Below are 18,314 nucleotides of genomic sequence, written 5' to 3'. Positions count from 1 at the left end.
CAACCGGCGGTAGCCGGCCCGCACTTGCCGCTGTAGCGGCGTGATCAGTCCGTCGTACACAAGGGGCGAACACCCGGGCGAACACCCCTGGTGCGGGAGTCTTCAACGCTTTGGCGATCTGTTGCCAGACTTGGCGGTGAATGGATGCGTAACCGTGATGCTGTCTGCCGGGTTCCGTTATCCGAACGGTGTGTAACGCGGGCCGGACGCGGACCAGTTGGGGCAATCAGGACATAACTGCCTTTTCTGCCCTACGTCTACGCGCGCAGAGATGCCGGGGGCCCGCATCCGACCGGGATGCGGACGGCGTCCGCGGGCGGTCAGTAGCGGCCCTGGACGGGCGGTGCCGGCGGGTAGCCGTAGCCGGCCGCCGGGGCCTGCGCGGGCGGCTGCGCGGGCACCGCGTGCGCCTCGCGGTCGTAGAACGGGCGGGCGTGGGCGCGCAGCCACATCGCGACGGGGTCGTACGGGTCGGACATCGCGACCGTCGACACCGGCAGGCCGTCCGGTACGGCGCCGATGGACTGCTGCATCATCGCGCGCACCGAGTCGACGGCGGCCGGGGAGGTGTCGTACACGTCCAGCCCGATGGCGAGGTACGGGGCGCCGAGCGCGGGCTGCACCCAGGCGCGGCGCAGTGAGCGCACCGCGGGGGTGCGGTGGGCGTTCTGGGTGAGCAGGGCGTAGAACGCGGGGATCTCGATGGTCGGCTCGGCGAGCCGCAGCGGCCCGGCGGGCTGGCGGTCCAGGCCCGTGGCGATCCGGCGCAGATCGAGCCAGGGGATGCCGACGCCGCCGCCGGGGGCGTGCGGGTTCAGCCAGAGGCCGTAGTGCTCGGGGTAGAGGGTGCGGGCCACGTCGACGCCGTCGACCACTTCGTAGCTGCGGTTCCAGCCGCTGGCGGACAGCTCCTGGGCGGAGGTGACGCAGGGGGCGTACCCGTGGCCGTCGACCTCCATCGTGCCGTACTGGGCGTCGGGGCTGCCGGCCTGGCCGTGCCACAGCAGCATCCAGACCTGGCCGGACGAGGGAGTCGCGAGGGCGCGCAGCAGGGCCTCGTAGGCGTCGTAGCGGCCGGGGGTGACCTGGCGCAGCATGTGCTCGACCTGGCCTGCGGCGGCCGTGCCAGCGCTCACTCTTCAACGCCCCTTCGTATAACGCCCTGTTTTTCGAGCCGTGCCCTAGCTTAAGGGTGCCCGCCGGGTCGGGCCGGTGCCGTATCGCGGCCGCGGCCGGCGCACGGCCGGTCGCGCCCCAGGGGGCGCATGGGGCACAGCCGCGTCCCGGCACCGCACCGCGTCCCTGGGGGCGCTTCAGCCCCGGGTGTAGAAGGGGCGGACCCGCTCGCGCATCCAGCGGCCCACCGGATCCTCCGCCACGTCGAGGAGGACCAGGTTGACGGGCCACCGCACGGGGACCCTGGCCAGGGCCCGGCCGAGGGCGTCCAGGGGCAGGGCGCGGGCGTCGCCCTCCCACGGGGCGAGTTCGACGCCGACGAACATCACCGGGTCGGCGGTCTCGATGGCCGCGAGGCAGCGGCGGGCGGTGAGCACGGCCGCGGTGCCGTCGAACTCGGCGGAGGCGGCGGAGAGGAAGTCGACCGGGTCGTCCTGCCAGTCCGGTTCGAACAGGCGGACGCGGCCGCCGCTCGCGGACCCGTCCAGGGGGGTGCGGCCGGCCCGGCACAGCTCGGCGACGGCGGGCGGCGGCAGCGGGACGCCGACCACACCGCCGGGGTTCAGGGCGATGCCGGCCTGCGGCGGCAGCCCGCGCGCGAACTCCACGGCCGGGGCGATCGTGTACGCCATGTGGGCGCCGGCGACCTGGCGCAGTTGCTCCTCGGAGCTGAACACCGGGACGTAGGCCTGGCCCTCGATCTCCATGGCCGGCAGGTCGAGCGAGCCGCTGTCCGGCCCGCCGCCCTGCGGCAGCGGCACCCACACGAAGCTGCGGCCGAGCACCTCGACGATGCGCCCGCCGGCCGACGGGCCCGCCCCGAGGGACGCGGACAGCACCTCCTCCAACTCGTTGCCGGGCCAGCCGCCGTGCGGCTGCGGGTGCGTCTGCGCCGGGAAGTCCGCGGAAAAACCCGCCGGGAAGTCCATCTGCCTACCGCCTGCTCAAGAACACTGCACTGCCTGTGCCCGCCCAGGCTAACGGGTGCGTCCGGGCCCCGTGCCGCCCGCGCGGCCCCGTTTGCTCAGCCCGTGAAGCCGATGCGGCGGAGGGTGTTCGCGGCGTCGCGGTCGAGGAGGACGGCGGAGGTGCAGCCCCGCGGGAGCCGGCCGTGTTCGATGGCGTGCAGGAGACGGGTGGCGGCGGCGCGGTGGCGGAGGAAGGCGTACCGCGAGACGCCGCGGCCGCGGGCGCGCTGGCCGGCCAGCGCCTGTGCGGGGGTGACGTCGAGGAGCAGCAGGTGGAGGGTGCCGCCGCGGCGGCGGGCCTCGCGGGCCAGCCAGCGGCGCACCCAGGCCTGGGTGCCGCAGTCGTGGACGACGACGCCCTCGCCGGTGCGCAGGGCGCGGCGCAGACCGGCGTAGTGGGCGAGGCGGACCAGGGGGCGGTAGACCGCGTACGGCAGCCAGGGCGGCGTCCGGCGGTCGAAGCGGTCGCGGGTGTCCTGGGAGTCGACGCGCCGGGCGCCGCGCACCGTGCGGCGCATCAGGGTCGACTTGCCGCTGCCGGGCAGTCCGGTGACGACCGCGAGGTCCCGGGGTCCGAAGAGCAGCGCGTGCGGGCTGCGGCCGCCGCGCTCGCGCAGGTCGCGGACGACGGGTGCGGGCAGCGAGGGGCAGGCCTCCTTCACCGGAACGCCCGGCCGGCCGGGCATCGCGATGCCGGTGGTGGTCGCGTACGCCCTGGTCCTGTTCACCGTGATCGTCCTCCCTGGGGCGGTTCACGTGTTCCCATGCCCATCGAGTGTAAAGAGAAGGTAATCCGCGATGTCTCGTGTTTTCGTTCTCGTACCGCCACAGCCCGGTTACAGATGTGGTCTGCCACGATCCGGCGCGGCGTGCAATGATGTGCGCGCCAACTGCATACCGGCCGTTTGAATCCGCGCGGGAGAGTCCCCGGCCACCGTGTCGCCGGGGCGCCGAAGGAGCAAGTCCCTCCCTTGAATCTCTCAGGCCCCGTTACCGCGCGGGCGAGGCACATCTGAAAAGCGGGCCGCTCCCGTCCTCGGCGAGGAGATCCGGCCCCACCCAAGGTGCAAGCCGTGATCGTCCCACTGGCGGTCGTGGCGAACCTCTCAGGTTCCGATGACAGATGGGGAGGACCTGCCCTCGCCCGCATGCGTTCATGCCCTGGGAGACGACCGACCGATGAGCAGTACCGAACCCTCGCAGAAGCGTCACACCGCGCTCGATGCCGTGCATCGCTCGCTGGGCGCGACGATGACCGACTTCGCCGGCTGGGACATGCCGCTGCGCTACGGCTCGGAGCGCGACGAGCACCACGCCGTGCGCACCAGGGCCGGCCTCTTCGACCTCTCCCACATGGGTGAGATCACCGTGACCGGTCCCCAGGCCGCCGCGCTGCTGAACTACGCCCTGGTCGGCAACATCGCCTCCGTCGGCGTGGGCCGCGCCCGCTACACCATGATCTGCCGGGAGGACGGCGGCATCCTCGACGACCTGATCGTCTACCGCCTGGCCGAGACCGAGTACATGGTCGTGGCCAACGCCTCCAACGCCCAGGTCGTGCTCGACGCGCTCACCGAGCGCTCCGCCGGCTTCGACGCCGAGGTGCGCGACGACCGGGACGCGTACGCGCTGATCGCCGTCCAGGGCCCGGCGTCCCCGCAGATCCTGGCGAGCGTCACCGACGCCGACCTCGACGGCCTGAAGTACTACGCCGGGCTGCCCGGCACCGTCGCCGGCGTCCCCGCGCTGATCGCCCGCACCGGCTACACCGGCGAGGACGGCTTCGAGCTGTTCGTGAGGCCGGAGCACGCCGTGGAGCTGTGGCAGGCGCTGACCAAGGCCGGAGAGGGCGCGGGTCTGGTGCCGTGCGGCCTGTCCTGCCGGGACACCCTGCGCCTGGAGGCGGGCATGCCGCTGTACGGGCACGAGCTGTCGACCTCGCTGACCCCGTTCGACGCCGGGCTCGGCCGGGTGGTCAAGTTCGACAAGGAGGGCGACTTCGTGGGCCGCGAGGCGCTCGCCGAGGCCGCCGCGCGCGCCGGGCAGAACCCGCCCCGCGTCCTCGTCGGGCTGGTCGCCGAGGGCCGCCGGGTCCCGCGCGCCGGGTACGCGGTCGTCGCGGACGGCGAGGTCATCGGCGAGGTCACCTCCGGCGCGCCCTCCCCGACGCTGGGCAAGCCGATCGCCATGGCCTACGTGGACGCCGCGCACGCCGCTCCGGGCACGCCGGGCGTGGGCGTGGACATCCGGGGCAGTCACGAGCCGTACGAGGTCGTCGCGCTCCCCTTCTACAAGCGCCAGAAGTAGCCACCGAGCGCGGTCCCGTACGTGACACCGCGCACATTCGCGCTGCTCACGCACGGTTCCGGCAGTCCCCCATTCATCAGCACTCCCCCGCGTACAGGAGAATTCAGGCCATGAGCAACCCCCAGCAGCTGCGCTACAGCAAGGAGCACGAGTGGCTGTCGGCCGCCGAGGACGGCGTCGCGACGGTCGGCATCACGGAGCACGCGGCCAACGCGCTCGGCGATGTCGTCTTCGTGCAGCTCCCGGAGGTCGGTGACACCGTGTCCGCGGGCGAGACCTGCGGCGAGCTGGAGTCGACCAAGTCGGTCAGCGACCTGTACTCCCCGGTGTCCGGCGAGGTCACCGAGGTCAACGAGGACGTCGTCAACGACCCGTCGCTGGTGAACTCCGCCCCCTTCGAGGGCGGCTGGCTGTTCAAGGTACGCGTCACGGAGGAGCCGTCCGACCTGCTCTCCGCCGACGAGTACACCGCCTTTTCCGCCGGCTGAGGAGCCCGCCACCGATGACTGTCCTGAACACGCCCCTGCACGAGCTGGACCCGGAGGTCGCGGCCGCCGTCGACGCGGAGCTGCGCCGCCAGCAGTCCACCCTGGAGATGATCGCCTCCGAGAACTTCGCCCCGCTGGCGGTCATGGAGGCCCAGGGCTCGGTCCTGACCAACAAGTACGCCGAGGGCTACCCGGGCCGCCGCTACTACGGCGGCTGCGAGCACGTCGACGTCACCGAGCAGCTCGCCATCGACCGGGTCAAGGAGCTGTTCGGCGCCGAGTACGCCAACGTGCAGCCGCACTCGGGCGCCTCCGCCAACCAGGCCGCGCTGTTCGCCCTGGCCCAGCCCGGCGACACCATCCTGGGCCTGGACCTGGCGCACGGCGGTCACCTCACCCACGGGATGCGGCTGAACTTCTCCGGCAAGCAGTTCGACGTGGTCGCGTACCACGTGGACGACAACGGCCTGGTCGACATGGCCGAGGTCGAGCGGCTCGCCAAGGAGCACCGCCCCAAGGTGATCATCGCGGGCTGGTCGGCGTACCCGCGCCGGCTCGACTTCGCCGAGTTCCGCCGGATCGCCGACGAGGTCGAGGCGTACCTGTGGGTCGACATGGCGCACTTCGCCGGCCTGGTCGCCGCGGGGCTGCACGAGAACCCGGTGCCGTACGCCGACGTCGTGACGTCCACCACGCACAAGACGCTGGGCGGCCCGCGCGGCGGCATCATCCTCGCCCGCGGCAAGGAGTTCGCGAAGAAGCTGAACTCCGCCGTCTTCCCCGGTTTCCAGGGCGGCCCCCTGGAGCACGTGATCGCGGCCAAGGCGGTCTCCTTCAAGATCGCCGCCTCGGAGGAGTTCAAGGAGCGCCAGCGCCGTACAGTGGAAGGCGCGCGGATCCTCGCCGAGCGGCTGACCGCCCCGGACGCGCGCGAGGCCGGGATCAACGTCCTCACCGGCGGCACCGACGTCCACCTCGTCCTGGTCGACCTGCGTGAGTCGGAGCTGGACGGGCAGCAGGCCGAGGACCGGCTCCACGAGGTCGGCATCACCGTCAACCGCAACGCGGTCCCCAACGACCCGCGTCCGCCGATGGTGACGTCCGGCCTGCGGATCGGCACGCCCGCGCTCGCCACCCGCGGTTTCACGGCCGAGGACTTCCGCGAGGTCGCGGACGTGATCGCGCAGGCGCTCAAGCCCGCCTGCGACATCGAGGCACTGAAGTCCAGGGTCACCGCCCTGGCGGACAAGCACCCGCTCTACCCGAGCGTCGGCAAGTAAGCACCACCCCGTGCGGGGCACCCCACCGGGTGCCCCGCCACCACCCGTATTGCGAGGAGTCTGACGTGGCCATCTCGGTCTTCGACCTGTTCTCGATCGGCATCGGCCCGTCCAGTTCCCACACGGTCGGCCCGATGCGCGCGGCCCGCATGTTCGCGCGCCGGCTGCGCAACGAGGGCCTGCTGGACTCGGTCACCACCGTCCGCACCGAGCTGTACGGCTCGCTGGGCGCCACCGGGCACGGCCACGGCACCCCCAAGGCGGTGCTGCTCGGCCTGGAGGGCGACTCGCCGCGCACGGTCGACGTGGAGACCGCCGACGAGCGGGTGGAGACGATCAAGGCCGAGCGCCGGCTGCGGCTGCTCGGCGAGCGCGAGATCGCCTTCGACTTCGACGCGGACCTGGTCCTGCACCGCCGCAAGACGCTGCCGTACCACGCCAACGGCATGACGCTGTGGGCGTACGACGCCGACGGCGCCGAGCTGCTGACCAAGACGTACTACTCGGTGGGCGGCGGTTTCGTCGTCGACGAGGACGCGGTCGGCGCGGACCGCATCAAGCTCGACGACACGGTGCTGAAGTACCCCTTCCGCACCGGTGACGAGCTGCTGCGCCTGACCAAGGAGACCGGCCTGTCGATCTCCGCGCTGATGCTGGAGAACGAGCGGGCCTGGCGCACCGAGGAGGAGATCCGCGCGGGCCTGCTGGAGATCTGGCGGGTGATGCGCGAGTGCGTGGAGCGCGGCATGTCCCGCGAGGGCATCCTGCCGGGCGGGCTGCGGGTCAAGCGCCGGGCGGCGACGACCGCGCGCAAGCTGCGCTCCGAGGGCGATCCGCAGGCCCTGGCGATGGAGTGGATCACCCTCTACGCCATGGCGGTCAACGAGGAGAACGCGGCCGGCGGGCGCGTGGTGACCGCCCCGACCAACGGCGCGGCCGGGATCATCCCCGCGGTCCTGCACTACTACATCAACTTCGTGCCCGGCGCCGACGAGGAGGGCGTGGTCCGCTTCCTGCTCGCCGCCGGCGCCATCGGCATGCTCTTCAAGGAGAACGCCTCCATCTCCGGTGCCGAGGTCGGCTGCCAGGGCGAGGTGGGCTCGGCCTGCTCCATGGCCGCGGGCGCCCTCGCGGAGGTCCTGGGCGGCTCCCCCGAGCAGGTGGAGAACGCCGCCGAGATCGGCATGGAACACAACCTGGGCCTCACCTGCGACCCGGTCGGCGGCCTGGTGCAGATCCCGTGCATCGAGCGCAACGGCATGGCCGCGGTGAAGGCCGTCACGGCGGCGCGGATGGCGATGCGCGGCGACGGCTCCCACAAGGTGTCGCTGGACAAGGTCATCAAGACGATGAAGGACACCGGTGCGGACATGTCGGTGAAGTACAAGGAGACGGCCCGCGGCGGGCTGGCGGTCAACATCATCGAGTGCTGATGCGCCACTCGGCGTCACTGGAGTGGTCCGCTACCGTCGGTGGCGTGACAGCTTGGAAGCCGCGCTGTGGGGGCTGCCCGGCAGCGGCTCCGCCGAAGCGCTGAACCTCTCCGCGTCGTTGCGCCCGGCCGGGCCGGACCGCCGCCGGCGCCGCCCGTGGGTGAGCCGGGACGACCGGCCCATGGGGCTGATCGCGATCGGGCCGCGGCTGTTCGCGGGGTTCGCGCCGACCGCGCGATGGCGGCGTCGGAGCAGCTGCCCAAGCCGCTGACGGCGTTCGTGGCCGGGCTGGCGGCGCCGCTGCTGGTGGCCCGGATGTCCCAGGCGGTACCGGTGCACGAGCCCGCGCCCGGCGAGCTGGACCGTCCGGGGAGGTCGGATGCCGCGCGCGGACACCTGGTGGACCCGCCTCGCCCGGGCCCTCGCGGCGGCCCCGAGCCGGCCCGGAGCGCCCCGTTCCCGCCTGACCGCGGCCCTCGCGCTGCTCCCCCCGCCGCCCCGCCGCCGCACCCGGGCCCGCCCCTGGACCGCGGCCTCGCCACGGCGTGCGTCGTGGCGGCCACCTCGGTGGGCGGTGCGGTGGTGACGGGGGCGCTGCCGCGGCCGGGGCCGCATCAGACGCACGACGCGCCGCCCGCGGCGCGGCCGGAGCGGTGGCGGCCGGTGCCGGGCGGACCGGCGGCGACCGACGGGGCCACCGTGACCGCGGACAACGGTTCCGTACGGCTGTGGGACGTACCGACCCGTCTGGGCCGGATACCTCGGCCGCCCCGTCGACGCGTACGACGGCCGTCTCACGGCCCTCGCCTTCAGCGCCGACGGCCGGCTCGTCGTCATCGTCGGGGACGAGGGGAAGACCCGTCCGTGGTGGCCCCGGCCGGTGGATACGCTGCGGTCATGAGCGAGATGACGATCAGCGCGGTGAGCAGCAGCGGCACCTACTCCTTCAGCAAGCCGAACCGCGCGAGCGTCACGCTCGTCGCTGGGCTCGGCGTCGAGGGCGACGTGCACGCCGGCGCGACGGTGAAGCACCGGTTCCGGATGGCGAAGGACCCGGCGCAGCCGAATCTGCGGCAGGTCCACCTCATACACGAGGAGCTGTTCGACGAGGTCCGCGCCGCCGGTTTCGAGGTCGCCGCCGGGCAGCTCGGGGAGAACGTGACCACCCGCGGTGTCGACCTGCTCGGCCTGCCGACGGGCACCCGGCTGCACCTCGGGGACGCGGCCGTGGTCGAGGTGACCGGGCTGCGCAACCCGTGCGCGCAGATCGACCGGTTCCGCAAGGGCCTGCTGAAGCAGGTCGTCGGGCGGGACGCCGACGGCGCGGCGCGGTTCAGGTCCGGGGTCATGAGCGTCGTGCTCACCGGGGGCGTGGTGCGGCCCGGCGACGCGGTGCGCGTCGAGCTGCCGGACGGACCGCACACGCCCCTGTCGGTCGTCTGAGTCAGCCCCGGAACTCCGGCGCCCGCTGCGGCGACGCCTCCGCCAGCGCCTTGCGCACCTCCTCCACGCCGCCCCGCAGACCGTAGACCGGCGTGCCGGGCTGCTGGCGCCAGGAGTCGTCGAGGCCGCCCGCGTCGACGGCGTCGAAGCCGAGTTCGTCGATCAGCGCCCGCACCTTCCGCTTGGCGGCCTCGTCGTCGCCCGCCACCGGCACGGCCAGCCGGTCGGGGTCGCCGGCCGGGCGCGGGCGGTCGAGGATGTCCTGGGCGTAGGTGCCGTTGAACGCCTTGATCACCGGGTGCCCGAGGTGGCGTTCGGTCCAGCGGCTCTCGGTCAGCCCCTCGTCCTCGATGCCCGCGATCCGCCCGTCGCGCTCGCGCGGGTAGTAGTTGCCGGTGTCGATGACGGCGACCCCGTCGGCCGCCTCGTCGAACAGGCCGGACGGCAGGTCCGGCACCGCCTTCACCGGGATGGTGACGACGACGATCTCGGCGCCGCGCGCCGCCTCCTCCACCCGCACGGGCGTCGCCCCGGTCTCCTCGGCGAGTGCCGTGAGCGTGTGCGGTCCGCGCGAGTTGGCCACCGAGACGTCGTGCCCGAGCGCGGTGAGCCGCCGGGTGAGGTTGCCGCCGATGTTGCCCGCGCCGATGATGCCGATCTTCATGGCCGGCCCTTCCCAAGTCGTGGTTGCTGACGTGCCGTTGCGAGGGGCGACAACCCCGCGCCGGCCGTCGCTATTCCGGGCACGAGCGAGGGCGCCCGCATCCCGGGCGGGATACGGGCGCCCCTGTGCGGCACGCGTCACTTGTTCAGGTGGGCCCAGAACTCGTCGAACGACAGCAGCTTGTCGCCGTTGAGGTCGCGGCTGGCGATGATCGCCTCGGCGACCGCCTCCGTGACGTTCCAGTCGCCGCCCTGGGCCAGGGCGGCCTTGAACTCGGCAGCGGTGATCTGGCCGTCCCCGTCCGTGTCGATCCGCTCGAACTGCTTGCGTGCTTCCTCTATGTCGGCCACCGGCCCGCCCCTCTTCGTCCTGCTCTGTTCTGTGATGCTGTCGCACTGACGCAGGTCAGATTAGCTGCCCGCGCCCGCGCGCAGTGCGGCGACCACCCAGGCGAAGTCCTCGGTGTGCGGTGGCGCGGGCTGCCGGTTGACGACGGCCAGCAGTTCCCGGTAGCGGGCGACCCGATCGTCGAAGCCGGCCGTCATGCGGGCGAGGACGGCGCCGCGGTCGGCGTCACCGAACAGTTCCCGCAGCACCTCCTCCGCCTCGGGCGCCTCGGGAGCGACCCCGCGGCGCCGGACCGGCCCCACCAGCTCCACCAGGCGCTTGGCGAACCACAGGGACCGGCCGGGCGGCGCGTCGGGGTCCCGGTCGGCCGCGTTGAACTCCACGGCCCGCCGCATCTGCGCCCGGAAGTCGGGGTCCTGGAGCATTTCGGCCAGTTCCACCCAGGCGTCGACCTGCTCGGGGGTGGGATCGTCGGTGAGGTCGACGGAGGTCTGCCGGATCCGCTCCCGGATGTCCGGGTCGACGTTGTCGAGCCCGTGCAGCGCCTCCTCCACGAACTCCCGCATGATCCGCTGCCGTTCCGCCGCCGACAGCCGTGCCAGTCTGTTCATCAGGGTCGTCTCCTCCGCTGTGGAACCACGTCGCGCCACGCTCGACAGCACCGCACGGATCACCTTCAGCGACCTGATCTGCGCGTCCAGGGCCGCCACGTGGGCCGCCGCGACCTCCGCGACCGTCCGCTCCCCGGCCAGCACCCGGCGTACGTCGTCCAGGCCGAGGCCGAGTTCGCGCAGGGTGCGGATCAGGTCCAGGCGGGCGGCGGACGCGGCGTCGTAGAGCCGGTAGCCGCCCGCCGACCGGGTCACCGGGGTCAGGATGCCCTCGTCGGACCAGTAGCGGATGGTGCGCACGGTCAGTCCGGTGGCCCGGGCCAGCTCGCCGATGGTGAGGAGTCCGGTGCCGTGATCGCTCATGTCTGGGAGTCTGGGCCTTCCAGTGGGTGGAGACTCAAGGAGCCGACGTGGGGCAGACCCTGGGGGACATTCTGGACGCGGCGGCGCGGGGCGTCTTCCCTCCGGCGGACGGCGGGACGACCGTGGTGCCGCAGCCCTGCGACCGGGACGCGGGTGTCCTGTCGTTCACCGCGCACTCGGTGGTCTTCACGGACGAGGACCCGCGGTGGGTGTACGGCACACTGGCCGCCCTGGACTGCGACGCGCTCGCCGCGACGCTGAACCCGCGCTTCCTGACGGCCTTCCTGGAGCGCACCGGCCGGACGACGGACACCGTCGACGCGGTCCTGGTGGCCACTCCCCTGCCGGGTGAGCCGTCGCTCGCGCTGGAGGAGGTCGACTCCCGCCATCCGCGCGTCGCCTACGCCCGCGCCCGCCGCGACGACGTGCGCGCCTGGGCGGCCGAGGGCGCGGTGCTGGTGATGGGGCGCGGGGTCGCCGGGCGGCTGGAGGTGTCCGTGGAGGTGGACGAGGGCGTACGGCACCGGGGGCTGGGGCGGGCGCTGGTGTCGGCGGCCCGCCGGCTCGCCGAGGAGCCGCTGTGGGCGCAGGTCGCGCCGGGCAACGCCCGCAGCATCCGGGCGTTCCAGGCGGCGGGCTACCGGCAGGTGGGCGCGGAGGTGCTGCTGCGCCGCGCCCACCTGCGGTAGGGGTCAGCGGAAGATGCCGGTGTGGCCGAGCGAGTAGCGGCCCGGCTGCGGGTAGACGGCGAGGCCGTGCGGGCCGCTGCCGACGGGGATGCGGGCGAGCTGGGTGCCGGTGCGGGTGTCGATGGCGTACACCTCGGCGTCGTAACGCCCGGACAGCCACAGCACCTTGCCGTCGGCGGAGACGCCGCCCATGTCGGGGCTGCCGCCGCCGGGCAGGTGCCACTTCTTGGTCACCTTGTTCTGGGTGAAGTCGAAGACGGAGACCGAGCCCTCGCCGCGGTTGGAGACGTACATCTCGCGGGAGTCGCGGCTGACGTACAGGCCGTGGCAGCCCTTGCCGGTGGGCAGCAGCTTCGGCTGGTCGAAGGCGTCGCCGTCCAGGACCCACATGCCGTCGGCCATCATGTCGGCGATGTAGAACCGCTTGCCGTCCGGGGAGATCTTCACGTCCTGCGGCATGGCGCCCTCGAACGGCAGTTTCTGCTGGCCGACCACCTCCATCTTCTCGGTGTCGACCTTCAGCAGTTCGCCGCTGAACTCGCAGGAGACGATGAAGTAGCGGCCGTCCAGCGAGAAGTCGGCGTGGTTGACGCCGTAGCAGGTGACCGGCTCGGTCTTGACCCGCTTCATGGTGTGCGGGTCGCGGAAGACGAGTTCGCGGTCGAGGGAGGCCATCACGACGGCGTACTTGCCGTTGGGGGTGAAGTACAGGTTGTACGGGTCGTGCACCTCGACGGGCTTGCCCGCCTTGCCGGTCCTCGGGTCGATCGGGGTGAGGGTGTGGCCGCGGTTGTTGTTGACCCACAGCGTCTTCATGTCCCAGGACGGCACGACGTGCTGCGGCTGCCGTCCGACGGGGATGGTGTCGATGATCTCGTACGTCTTCGGGTCGATGACGGAGACCGTGTCGGACTCGGTGTTGGGGACGTAGACCCGCGACGGGAAGTCCTTGACCACCGGGGAGAGCTTGTTGGGGCGGTCGGCGGCGTAGACGTCCTTCGGGTCGAGCACGGGCGGCATCCCCGGCAGGCCGTTGATCTCCGGTTTCTTCGGCGGGGCGGGCACCGCGGCCTGTGGGCTGCGGGGCGGGTGGGTCTCGGTGCGGGTGTCGGTGCCGCAGGCGGCGAGGGCGACGAGTGCGGCGCCGGCGACGAGGGCGCGGGTGGCGAGGGTGCGTGGCATCAGCGGATCAGCTCCGTTGCGGTCACCGCGGTGAGCCCGCGGCGGTCGAGTTCTTCCAGTACGGCGGGGAGGGCGGCGACCGTGTCCGCGTAACCGAAGTGCAGGCTCACGATCGATCCGGGGCGGACCTGGTCGAGCACCGTGCGGGTGACGGCGGGGGCACCGGGCCCGGTGAAGTCGAGCGAGTCGACGTCGTACGACAGCAGGTGCGGATAGCCCGCGCGGTGGGCGAGGCGTTCGACCAAGGGGGAGGCGCGGGCGGCGCGGGAGGGGCGGAACCAGCTGCCGATCGAGCCGGTGAGCCGTTTCAGGCGGTGGGCGCAGTCGGCGATCTCGGCGTGCGCCCGCGCCTCCGGCAGGGCGTTGACGTCCAGGTGATGCTGGGTGTGGTTGCCGAGCTCGTGGCCGCCGTCGAGGATGCGGCGGGCCAGCCGCGGGTGCGCGTCGAGCCAGCTGCCGACGGCGAGCACGGTGACCCGGGCGCCGTGGCGTTCCGCCTGGGTGAGGAGCGCGTGGGCGGTGGCGGGGTCGCCGCCGCCGTGGAAGGTGAGGGCCACCCGCGGGTGACCGCGCGGTCCGTGTGCGATCTGCCCGGGACGGCCGGGGAAGCGGTGCGGGGGCGAGGCGGGTTCGGGGAGCGCGGGGGCGCGCCCGGAGGTCGCGGGGGCGGGCGTGGTCCCGGAGGGCGCGGGGGCGGGCTCGGGGTGGGCGACGGCGCCGCCGGAGGTGCAGGCGGCGGTCAGGGCACCCGCGGCGACGAGGCCCGCGCCGGTACGCAGCGCCGCGCGACGGTCGGTCGTGGTCACGCGGCCATTTATAGGGGGGTCACGGGCGAAATCGGGCGATTGACCCACCTGGCGGTGCGGTGCCCGCGGCCGCCCGCGCGACGCGGTTCAGCGGTCCGCCACCCGCATCTCGAACCAGGTCGTCTTGCCGCGCGGGAGCAGGTCGACGCCCCAGCGGTCGGAGAGCTTGTCGACGAGGAAGAGGCCCCGCCCGCTGACGTCCATCTCCTGCACCGGCATCAGGCAGGGCAGGCCGCGGGACGGGTCGCGGACCTCGATGCGGATGCGGCCGCGCAGACGGCGCATCCGGAGTCCGAAGATCCGCGCCCCGGTGTGGCGGACGGCGTTGCCCACCAGCTCGGAGACGAGCAGGACCGCGTCCTCGGTCAGCTTCGGGGTCAGCCCCCACTGGCGGAGGACCACCACCTGGGCCAGCCGGCGGGCCGTCGCCGCGGACTCCGCGCGGGACGGCAGCGCGACCTCGCCCTCGGTGGGGTTGCCGAACAACTCCAGTGCCCTGAGCGCCAGTTCGTCCTCGACCGCGGGCGACCAGCGCGCCGCGGTGGCACGGCCGCGTCCTTGCGGCTGTTCGATGCCCTCCAGCCCCGCCATGCCCCCATCATGGCCGCCCGGCGCGCCCTCCGGGGCCGTTCCGCGGGAATACGCCCCCGGTGCACCTTCGCTCCCGGCCATCCGTCCGGCATATGCCACAGGCAGAGGAAATCCGAACACGACCCCGCCGACCTGCGAAGACCGCTCGATCGGGCACACCGTACGGGTTCCCTCAACGGGAGCGGCTCACGGTCGCCCCAGGGCGTCCGCGAACCGCCCCTTCGGGGGACCCGGACCGGACACCGGGTCAACGGCGAGGCTCAGCCGCGCAGACGCTTCAGCGGAACTTCGCCTTGCCGGGGCCCTCTTCCACGAAGCTGCGCATGCCGATCGCCCGGTCCTCGGTGGCGAACAGCCCCGCGAACCAGTTGCGCTCCACGGCCAGGCCGGTGTCGATGTCGGTCTCCAGGCCGGTGTCGATCGACTCCTTGGCCGCGCGCAGCGCGATCGCCGGCCCCTGGGCCAGCTTCGCCGCCCAGGCACGAGCCGCCTCGTACACCTCGGCGGCCGGCACCACCCGGTCCACCAGGCCGAGCGCCAGCGCCTCGTCGGCCTTGACCTGACGGCCGGTGAAGATGAGGTCCTTGGCCTTGGAGGGGCCGATCAGCCGCGCCAGCCGCTGGGTGCCGCCCGCGCCGGGGATCAGGCCGAGCAGGATCTCCGGCTGGCCGAGCTTGGCGTTCTCCCCGGCGATCCGGTAGTCCGCGCACAGCGCCAGCTCGCAGCCGCCGCCCAGCGCGTACCCGGTCACCGCGGCGACCACCGGCTTGGGGATGCGGGCCACCGCCGTGAAGGAGTCCTGGAGGGCGCGGGCGCGCAGGACCATCGCGGTGTGGTCCATCTCCTGCATCTCCTTGATGTCCGCGCCGGCCGCGAACACCTTCTCCCCGCCGTAGATCACCACGGCGCGCACGTCGTCGCGGCGCGTGGCCTCCTCGGCGAGTTCCTTGAGGCGGTCCTGGGTGGCCACGTCCAGCGCGTTCATCGGCGGACGGTCCAGGCGCAGCGTGCCGACCCCGTCCGCGACTTCCAGATGTACGGTCATGCAGGCAGGTTAACGGGGACTAACGACAACGGGCCCGGTGCCGTAGCTCACACCGGGCCCGGACGCGCTCAGCGCGTCACGCCTTCCACTTCTCCCACGACATGTTCCAGCCGTTGAGGCCGTTGTCCGGGTCGATGATCCGGTCGTTGCTGTTCTTCACGACGACCACGTCGCCGATCATCGAGTTGTCGAAGAACCAGGCGGCGGGCGCGTCCTTGTCCCAGCCGCCGCGCACGTCGCGCAGGCCCACGCAGCCGTGGCTGACGTTGCGGTTGCCGAAGGCGTCGCCGCCCCAGTAGTTGCCGTGGATGAAGGTGCCGGAGGTGGACAGCCGCATGGCGTGCGGGACGTCCTTGATGTCGTACTCGCCGCCGTAGCCGACCGTCTCGCCGTTCATCCGGGTGACCGTCAGCTTCTCGCTGATGACCATCTGGCCGTTCCAGGTCTCGTAGCCCGGGGCGCCGGTGGTGACGGGGATGGTCTTGAGGACCTTGCCGTCCCGCATGACCTTCATCGTCAGCTTCTTCGCGTCGACGACGGAGACCTGCTCGCGGCCGATGGTGAAGGAGATGGTCTTGTCCTGCTCGCCGTAGACGCCGTCGCGGCCCTCGACGCCGTCCAGGTTGAGGTCGACGGTGACCTTGGTGCCGGCCTTCCAGTACTTCTCGGGCCGGAAGTCGAGGCGGTCGTTGCCGAACCAGTGGCCCTCGACCTCGACGGCCGGCTCGGTCTTGATCCTGATGGCCTTCTCGACGTCCTCCGGGTTGGTGATCCCCCGGGTGAAGCGGAGCGAGAACGGCATTCCGACGCCGACCGTGGAGCCGTCCTCGGGGGTGAAGTGCCCGATGAACGTGTTCTGCGGCGTCAGCGTGGTGAAGCGGGAGTCCTCGGCGGCGGTGCGCCCCGCGGAGTCCTTGGCGACCGCGTGCACCGAGTACGTGGTGGCGGCGGCCAGATGGGTGGACGGCGTCCAGGTGGCGCCGTCCCCGGATATCTTCCCGTCGACCTTCCCGCCCTTGGCGTCCTTGACGACGACCTCGGTGAGCTTGCCCTTCGCGGCGGTCACCTTGAGCGCGCCGCTGGTGTCGACGGACTTCGCGCCGTCCTTCGGGGCGATGGAGACGACCGCCTCCGACTGCCCGCTCACGGCCGTGGCCGAGTCCTTGCCCTTGCCCTTGCCCTCGCCCGGGCCGGAGGACCCGGCCTCCGAGCCGCCGCCGCACGCGGTGACCGTCAGCAGCAACGCTCCGACTATCAGCGCGAGCGGCCCCCTGCCGCGTCCGCGCCCCCCGCGCGCGTCAACCGACGCCCCCGATATCGGTCGCACGTTCACCTTGTTCTCCCCTCCATGGGCCCGGAAGCCGGGACCCTCACCGGGCCCGCGACCGGACCCTCAGCGGACTCCCCGGGGCCCGCTCCCCAGCGCGTCCCGCGCGCTCGGCGCATATTAACCACAAGGTCAGCGCGGCGAGCGCCCGGGAAATGTCACTGTTCGGTCCCAACCGTTCCCCCCTGTCCGGTCAGCTCACCGCGCTGCCCGCTTTCCACTGGTTCCAGCTCATGTTCCAGCCTCCGAGCCCGTTGGCCGGATCGACCGTTCTGTCGTTGCTGTTGACGACCTCGATGACGTCCCCGATGAGGCTGCGGTCGAAGAACCAGCCGGCCGGGGTGTCGGCGCCGCCGCCCTTGTCGTCGCGCAGGCCGACACAGCCGTGGCTGACGTTGGCCCGGCCGAAGACGCTGGGGTCCGCCCAGTAGTTGCCGTGCAGGAAGGTGCCGGAGTCGGTGAGCCGCATGGCGTGCGGGACGTCCGGGATGTCGTACTCGCCCTTGCCGTTCTTCTTCTTGAAGCCGACCGTGGCGCCGTTCATCCGGGTCACCTCGTACATCTCGGTGACCACCATCTTGCCGTTGTACGTGGTCGTCTTGGGGGCGCCCGCGGTGATGGGGACGGTGGCGACCAGGTCGCCGTCGCGCCGCACCTCCATGGTGTGCCGGGCGGCGTCGACGCGCGAGACCTGGCTGCGGCCGACGGTGAAGGTGAAGGTCTTGTGCTGCAGGCCGTAGACGCCGGGCGCGCCCTCGACGTCCCGCAGCCGCAGGTCGACGGTGACCTCGGTGCCGGGCTTCCAGTAGGAGCGCGGGCGGAAGTCCAGGCGGTCGTCGCCGAACCAGTGGGGGCGGATCTCGACGGCGGGTTTCGCGGTCACGCGGATGGCGCGTTCGACGGCCGCGCGGTGCTCGATCTCCCGGTTGAACACCATCGAGACGATCATCCCGGTGCCGACCGTGGCGCGGTTCTCGGGGCTGACGTAGCCGATGAAGCGTTCCCCGGGGACGTGCGTGGTGAAGGTGGTGTGCCGGGCGGAGCGGCGGCCGTCGCCGTCGACGGCGACCACGTCGACCGTGTACTTGGCGGCGAGCGCCAGGCGATCGTCGTGGGGTTCCCACCGCCGTCCGTCCGCGGAGATCCGGCCCGGCACCCGGGTCTCCTGCGCGTCCTGGGACTTCGTCACCTTCACCGTCTCCAGGCGCCCGACGGGCACCCGGACGGCCAGGTCGGTGTCCGGCCGGACGTTCTTGCTGCCGTCGGCCGGGAAGACCCGGATGACGTCCTCGGGGGGCCGGGGTTTGCCGGGCCCGGACAAGCCGATCCCGCCGGTGGAGTCCCCGGTGCAGCCGGCGGCCCCGGCCAGTAGTCCTGCCCATGTCATTACGGCGGCCAGTGCGGCCCTCGCGCGCCGCGCGCGCCCTTGTACGTGCCTCACAAACACGTCCAACGACGGCGCCCGCCCTGGGGAAACGTGAGTGCGACCCAAGCTCTGGGCAGAACAGTGGGGAGGACGACGCGGCGGGGAGCCCCGGGCCGGGACGCCACAGGCCTTGTTGTGCGCGTCGTTCCATGAGCCGTGGGAGGCGT

18 protein-coding genes and 1 riboswitch are annotated in these 18,314 nt (G+C 72.6%); of the genes, 6 read left to right on the top strand and 12 right to left on the bottom strand.

The annotated features are described in order from the left end of the window. Nucleotides 1-320: 320 nt before the first annotated feature. The 3 genes from AB0K92_RS14720 to AB0K92_RS14710 form a co-directional block, all read right to left on the bottom strand. Nucleotides 321-1,097: an enhanced serine sensitivity protein SseB C-terminal domain-containing protein gene (locus tag AB0K92_RS14720; RefSeq protein ID WP_166005259.1), complete on the bottom strand. Its 777-nt coding sequence runs from the start codon at nucleotides 1,095-1,097 to the stop codon at nucleotides 321-323. 216 nt (nucleotides 1,098-1,313) lie between these two features. After that, nucleotides 1,314-2,105, bottom strand: coding sequence for an enhanced serine sensitivity protein SseB (locus AB0K92_RS14715; protein ID WP_365922768.1), 792 nt, complete (start codon nucleotides 2,103-2,105; stop codon nucleotides 1,314-1,316). Nucleotides 2,106-2,200: 95 nt separating this feature from the next. Then, a complete protein-coding gene (locus tag AB0K92_RS14710) occupies nucleotides 2,201-2,872 on the bottom strand; it encodes an AAA family ATPase (protein ID WP_365922766.1) in 672 nt (223 codons plus the stop codon). Between the two features lie 178 nt (nucleotides 2,873-3,050). After that, nucleotides 3,051-3,150, top strand: a riboswitch (glycine riboswitch). A 173-nt stretch (nucleotides 3,151-3,323) separates the two neighbouring features. On the opposite strand from AB0K92_RS14710, the gene gcvT reads away from it, so the two are divergent. From gcvT to AB0K92_RS14685, 5 genes are all read left to right on the top strand, one after another. Beyond that, a complete protein-coding gene (gene gcvT / locus AB0K92_RS14705; RefSeq protein WP_365922764.1) occupies nucleotides 3,324-4,451 on the top strand; it encodes a glycine cleavage system aminomethyltransferase GcvT in 1,128 nt (375 codons plus the stop codon). Between the two features lie 110 nt (nucleotides 4,452-4,561). Continuing rightward, nucleotides 4,562-4,939, top strand: coding sequence for a glycine cleavage system protein GcvH (gene gcvH, locus AB0K92_RS14700; RefSeq protein ID WP_166002396.1), 378 nt, complete (start codon nucleotides 4,562-4,564; stop codon nucleotides 4,937-4,939). A gap of 14 nt (nucleotides 4,940-4,953) precedes the next feature. After that, a complete protein-coding gene (gene glyA, locus AB0K92_RS14695) occupies nucleotides 4,954-6,219 on the top strand; it encodes a serine hydroxymethyltransferase (protein WP_166002395.1) in 1,266 nt (421 codons plus the stop codon). Nucleotides 6,220-6,284: 65 nt separating this feature from the next. Beyond that, on the top strand, nucleotides 6,285-7,652 hold the full coding sequence (locus AB0K92_RS14690; RefSeq protein ID WP_166002394.1) for an L-serine ammonia-lyase: 1,368 nt from the start codon (nucleotides 6,285-6,287) through the stop codon (nucleotides 7,650-7,652). Between the two features lie 897 nt (nucleotides 7,653-8,549). Next, nucleotides 8,550-9,095, top strand: a complete 546-nt coding sequence (locus AB0K92_RS14685) for an MOSC domain-containing protein (protein ID WP_365922760.1) — start codon at nucleotides 8,550-8,552, stop codon at nucleotides 9,093-9,095. Nucleotide 9,096: 1 nt separating this feature from the next. Here AB0K92_RS14685 and AB0K92_RS14680 read toward each other — a convergent pair whose 3' ends face one another. The 3 genes from AB0K92_RS14680 to AB0K92_RS14670 are packed head-to-tail and all read right to left on the bottom strand — an operon-like array spanning nucleotide 9,097 to nucleotide 11,081. Beyond that, nucleotides 9,097-9,900, bottom strand: coding sequence for an NAD(P)-binding domain-containing protein (locus tag AB0K92_RS14680; RefSeq protein ID WP_365922758.1), 804 nt, complete (start codon nucleotides 9,898-9,900; stop codon nucleotides 9,097-9,099). Then, nucleotides 9,897-10,109, bottom strand: a complete 213-nt coding sequence (locus AB0K92_RS14675; RefSeq protein ID WP_043504252.1) for an EF-hand domain-containing protein — start codon at nucleotides 10,107-10,109, stop codon at nucleotides 9,897-9,899. The genes AB0K92_RS14680 and AB0K92_RS14675 overlap by 4 nt, the downstream gene beginning before the upstream one ends. A gap of 60 nt (nucleotides 10,110-10,169) precedes the next feature. Beyond that, complete coding sequence (locus AB0K92_RS14670) at nucleotides 10,170-11,081, bottom strand: MerR family transcriptional regulator (protein WP_365922756.1); 912 nt, start codon at nucleotides 11,079-11,081, stop codon at nucleotides 10,170-10,172. Between the two features lie 47 nt (nucleotides 11,082-11,128). Between AB0K92_RS14670 and AB0K92_RS14665 the strand changes: the two genes are divergently transcribed. Beyond that, entirely contained in the window at nucleotides 11,129-11,770 is a 642-nt protein-coding gene (locus AB0K92_RS14665; protein WP_365922754.1) for a GNAT family N-acetyltransferase, read from the top strand. A 3-nt stretch (nucleotides 11,771-11,773) separates the two neighbouring features. Here AB0K92_RS14665 and AB0K92_RS14660 read toward each other — a convergent pair whose 3' ends face one another. The 6 genes from AB0K92_RS14660 to AB0K92_RS14635 form a co-directional block, all read right to left on the bottom strand. Further along, complete coding sequence (locus tag AB0K92_RS14660) at nucleotides 11,774-12,952, bottom strand: YncE family protein (protein ID WP_365922752.1); 1,179 nt, start codon at nucleotides 12,950-12,952, stop codon at nucleotides 11,774-11,776. After that, complete coding sequence (locus AB0K92_RS14655) at nucleotides 12,952-13,758, bottom strand: polysaccharide deacetylase family protein (protein ID WP_365922750.1); 807 nt, start codon at nucleotides 13,756-13,758, stop codon at nucleotides 12,952-12,954. The genes AB0K92_RS14660 and AB0K92_RS14655 overlap by 1 nt, the downstream gene beginning before the upstream one ends. A gap of 87 nt (nucleotides 13,759-13,845) precedes the next feature. Continuing rightward, complete coding sequence (locus AB0K92_RS14650; RefSeq protein WP_365922748.1) at nucleotides 13,846-14,349, bottom strand: ATP-binding protein; 504 nt, start codon at nucleotides 14,347-14,349, stop codon at nucleotides 13,846-13,848. 277 nt (nucleotides 14,350-14,626) lie between these two features. Then, on the bottom strand, nucleotides 14,627-15,394 hold the full coding sequence (locus AB0K92_RS14645; RefSeq protein ID WP_365922746.1) for an enoyl-CoA hydratase/isomerase family protein: 768 nt from the start codon (nucleotides 15,392-15,394) through the stop codon (nucleotides 14,627-14,629). A gap of 76 nt (nucleotides 15,395-15,470) precedes the next feature. Then, nucleotides 15,471-16,727: an Ig-like domain-containing protein gene (locus tag AB0K92_RS14640; protein ID WP_365922744.1), complete on the bottom strand. Its 1,257-nt coding sequence runs from the start codon at nucleotides 16,725-16,727 to the stop codon at nucleotides 15,471-15,473. Between the two features lie 187 nt (nucleotides 16,728-16,914). Then, nucleotides 16,915-18,162: an Ig-like domain-containing protein gene (locus AB0K92_RS14635; RefSeq protein ID WP_365922894.1), complete on the bottom strand. Its 1,248-nt coding sequence runs from the start codon at nucleotides 18,160-18,162 to the stop codon at nucleotides 16,915-16,917. Nucleotides 18,163-18,314: the final 152 nt, after the last annotated feature.

The organism is Streptomyces sp. NPDC052687 (genome assembly GCF_040678395.1).
In the GTDB taxonomy this organism is placed as follows: Bacteria; Actinomycetota; Actinomycetes; order Streptomycetales; family Streptomycetaceae; genus Streptomyces.
Note: the sequence above shows the minus strand (reverse complement) of the source record. Positions and strands in the feature narration are given on the sequence as shown.

Bases quoted from the DNA above. Each gene is read 5' to 3' on its own strand.
- gcvT (WP_365922764.1), top strand. From the start codon at position 3,324: ATGAGCAGTACCGAACCCTCGCAGAAGCGTCACACCGCGCTCGATGCC.
- AB0K92_RS14660 (WP_365922752.1), bottom strand. From the start codon at position 12,952: ATGCCACGCACCCTCGCCACCCGCGCCCTCGTCGCCGGCGCCGCACTC.
- AB0K92_RS14715 (WP_365922768.1), bottom strand. From the start codon at position 2,105: ATGGACTTCCCGGCGGGTTTTTCCGCGGACTTCCCGGCGCAGACGCAC.
- AB0K92_RS14670 (WP_365922756.1), bottom strand. From the start codon at position 11,081: ATGAGCGATCACGGCACCGGACTCCTCACCATCGGCGAGCTGGCCCGG.
- AB0K92_RS14645 (WP_365922746.1), bottom strand. From the start codon at position 15,394: ATGACCGTACATCTGGAAGTCGCGGACGGGGTCGGCACGCTGCGCCTG.
- glyA (WP_166002395.1), top strand. From the start codon at position 4,954: ATGACTGTCCTGAACACGCCCCTGCACGAGCTGGACCCGGAGGTCGCG.
- AB0K92_RS14720 (WP_166005259.1), bottom strand. From the start codon at position 1,097: ATGCTGCGCCAGGTCACCCCCGGCCGCTACGACGCCTACGAGGCCCTG.
- AB0K92_RS14650 (WP_365922748.1), bottom strand. From the start codon at position 14,349: ATGGCGGGGCTGGAGGGCATCGAACAGCCGCAAGGACGCGGCCGTGCC.
- gcvH (WP_166002396.1), top strand. From the start codon at position 4,562: ATGAGCAACCCCCAGCAGCTGCGCTACAGCAAGGAGCACGAGTGGCTG.
- AB0K92_RS14685 (WP_365922760.1), top strand. From the start codon at position 8,550: ATGAGCGAGATGACGATCAGCGCGGTGAGCAGCAGCGGCACCTACTCC.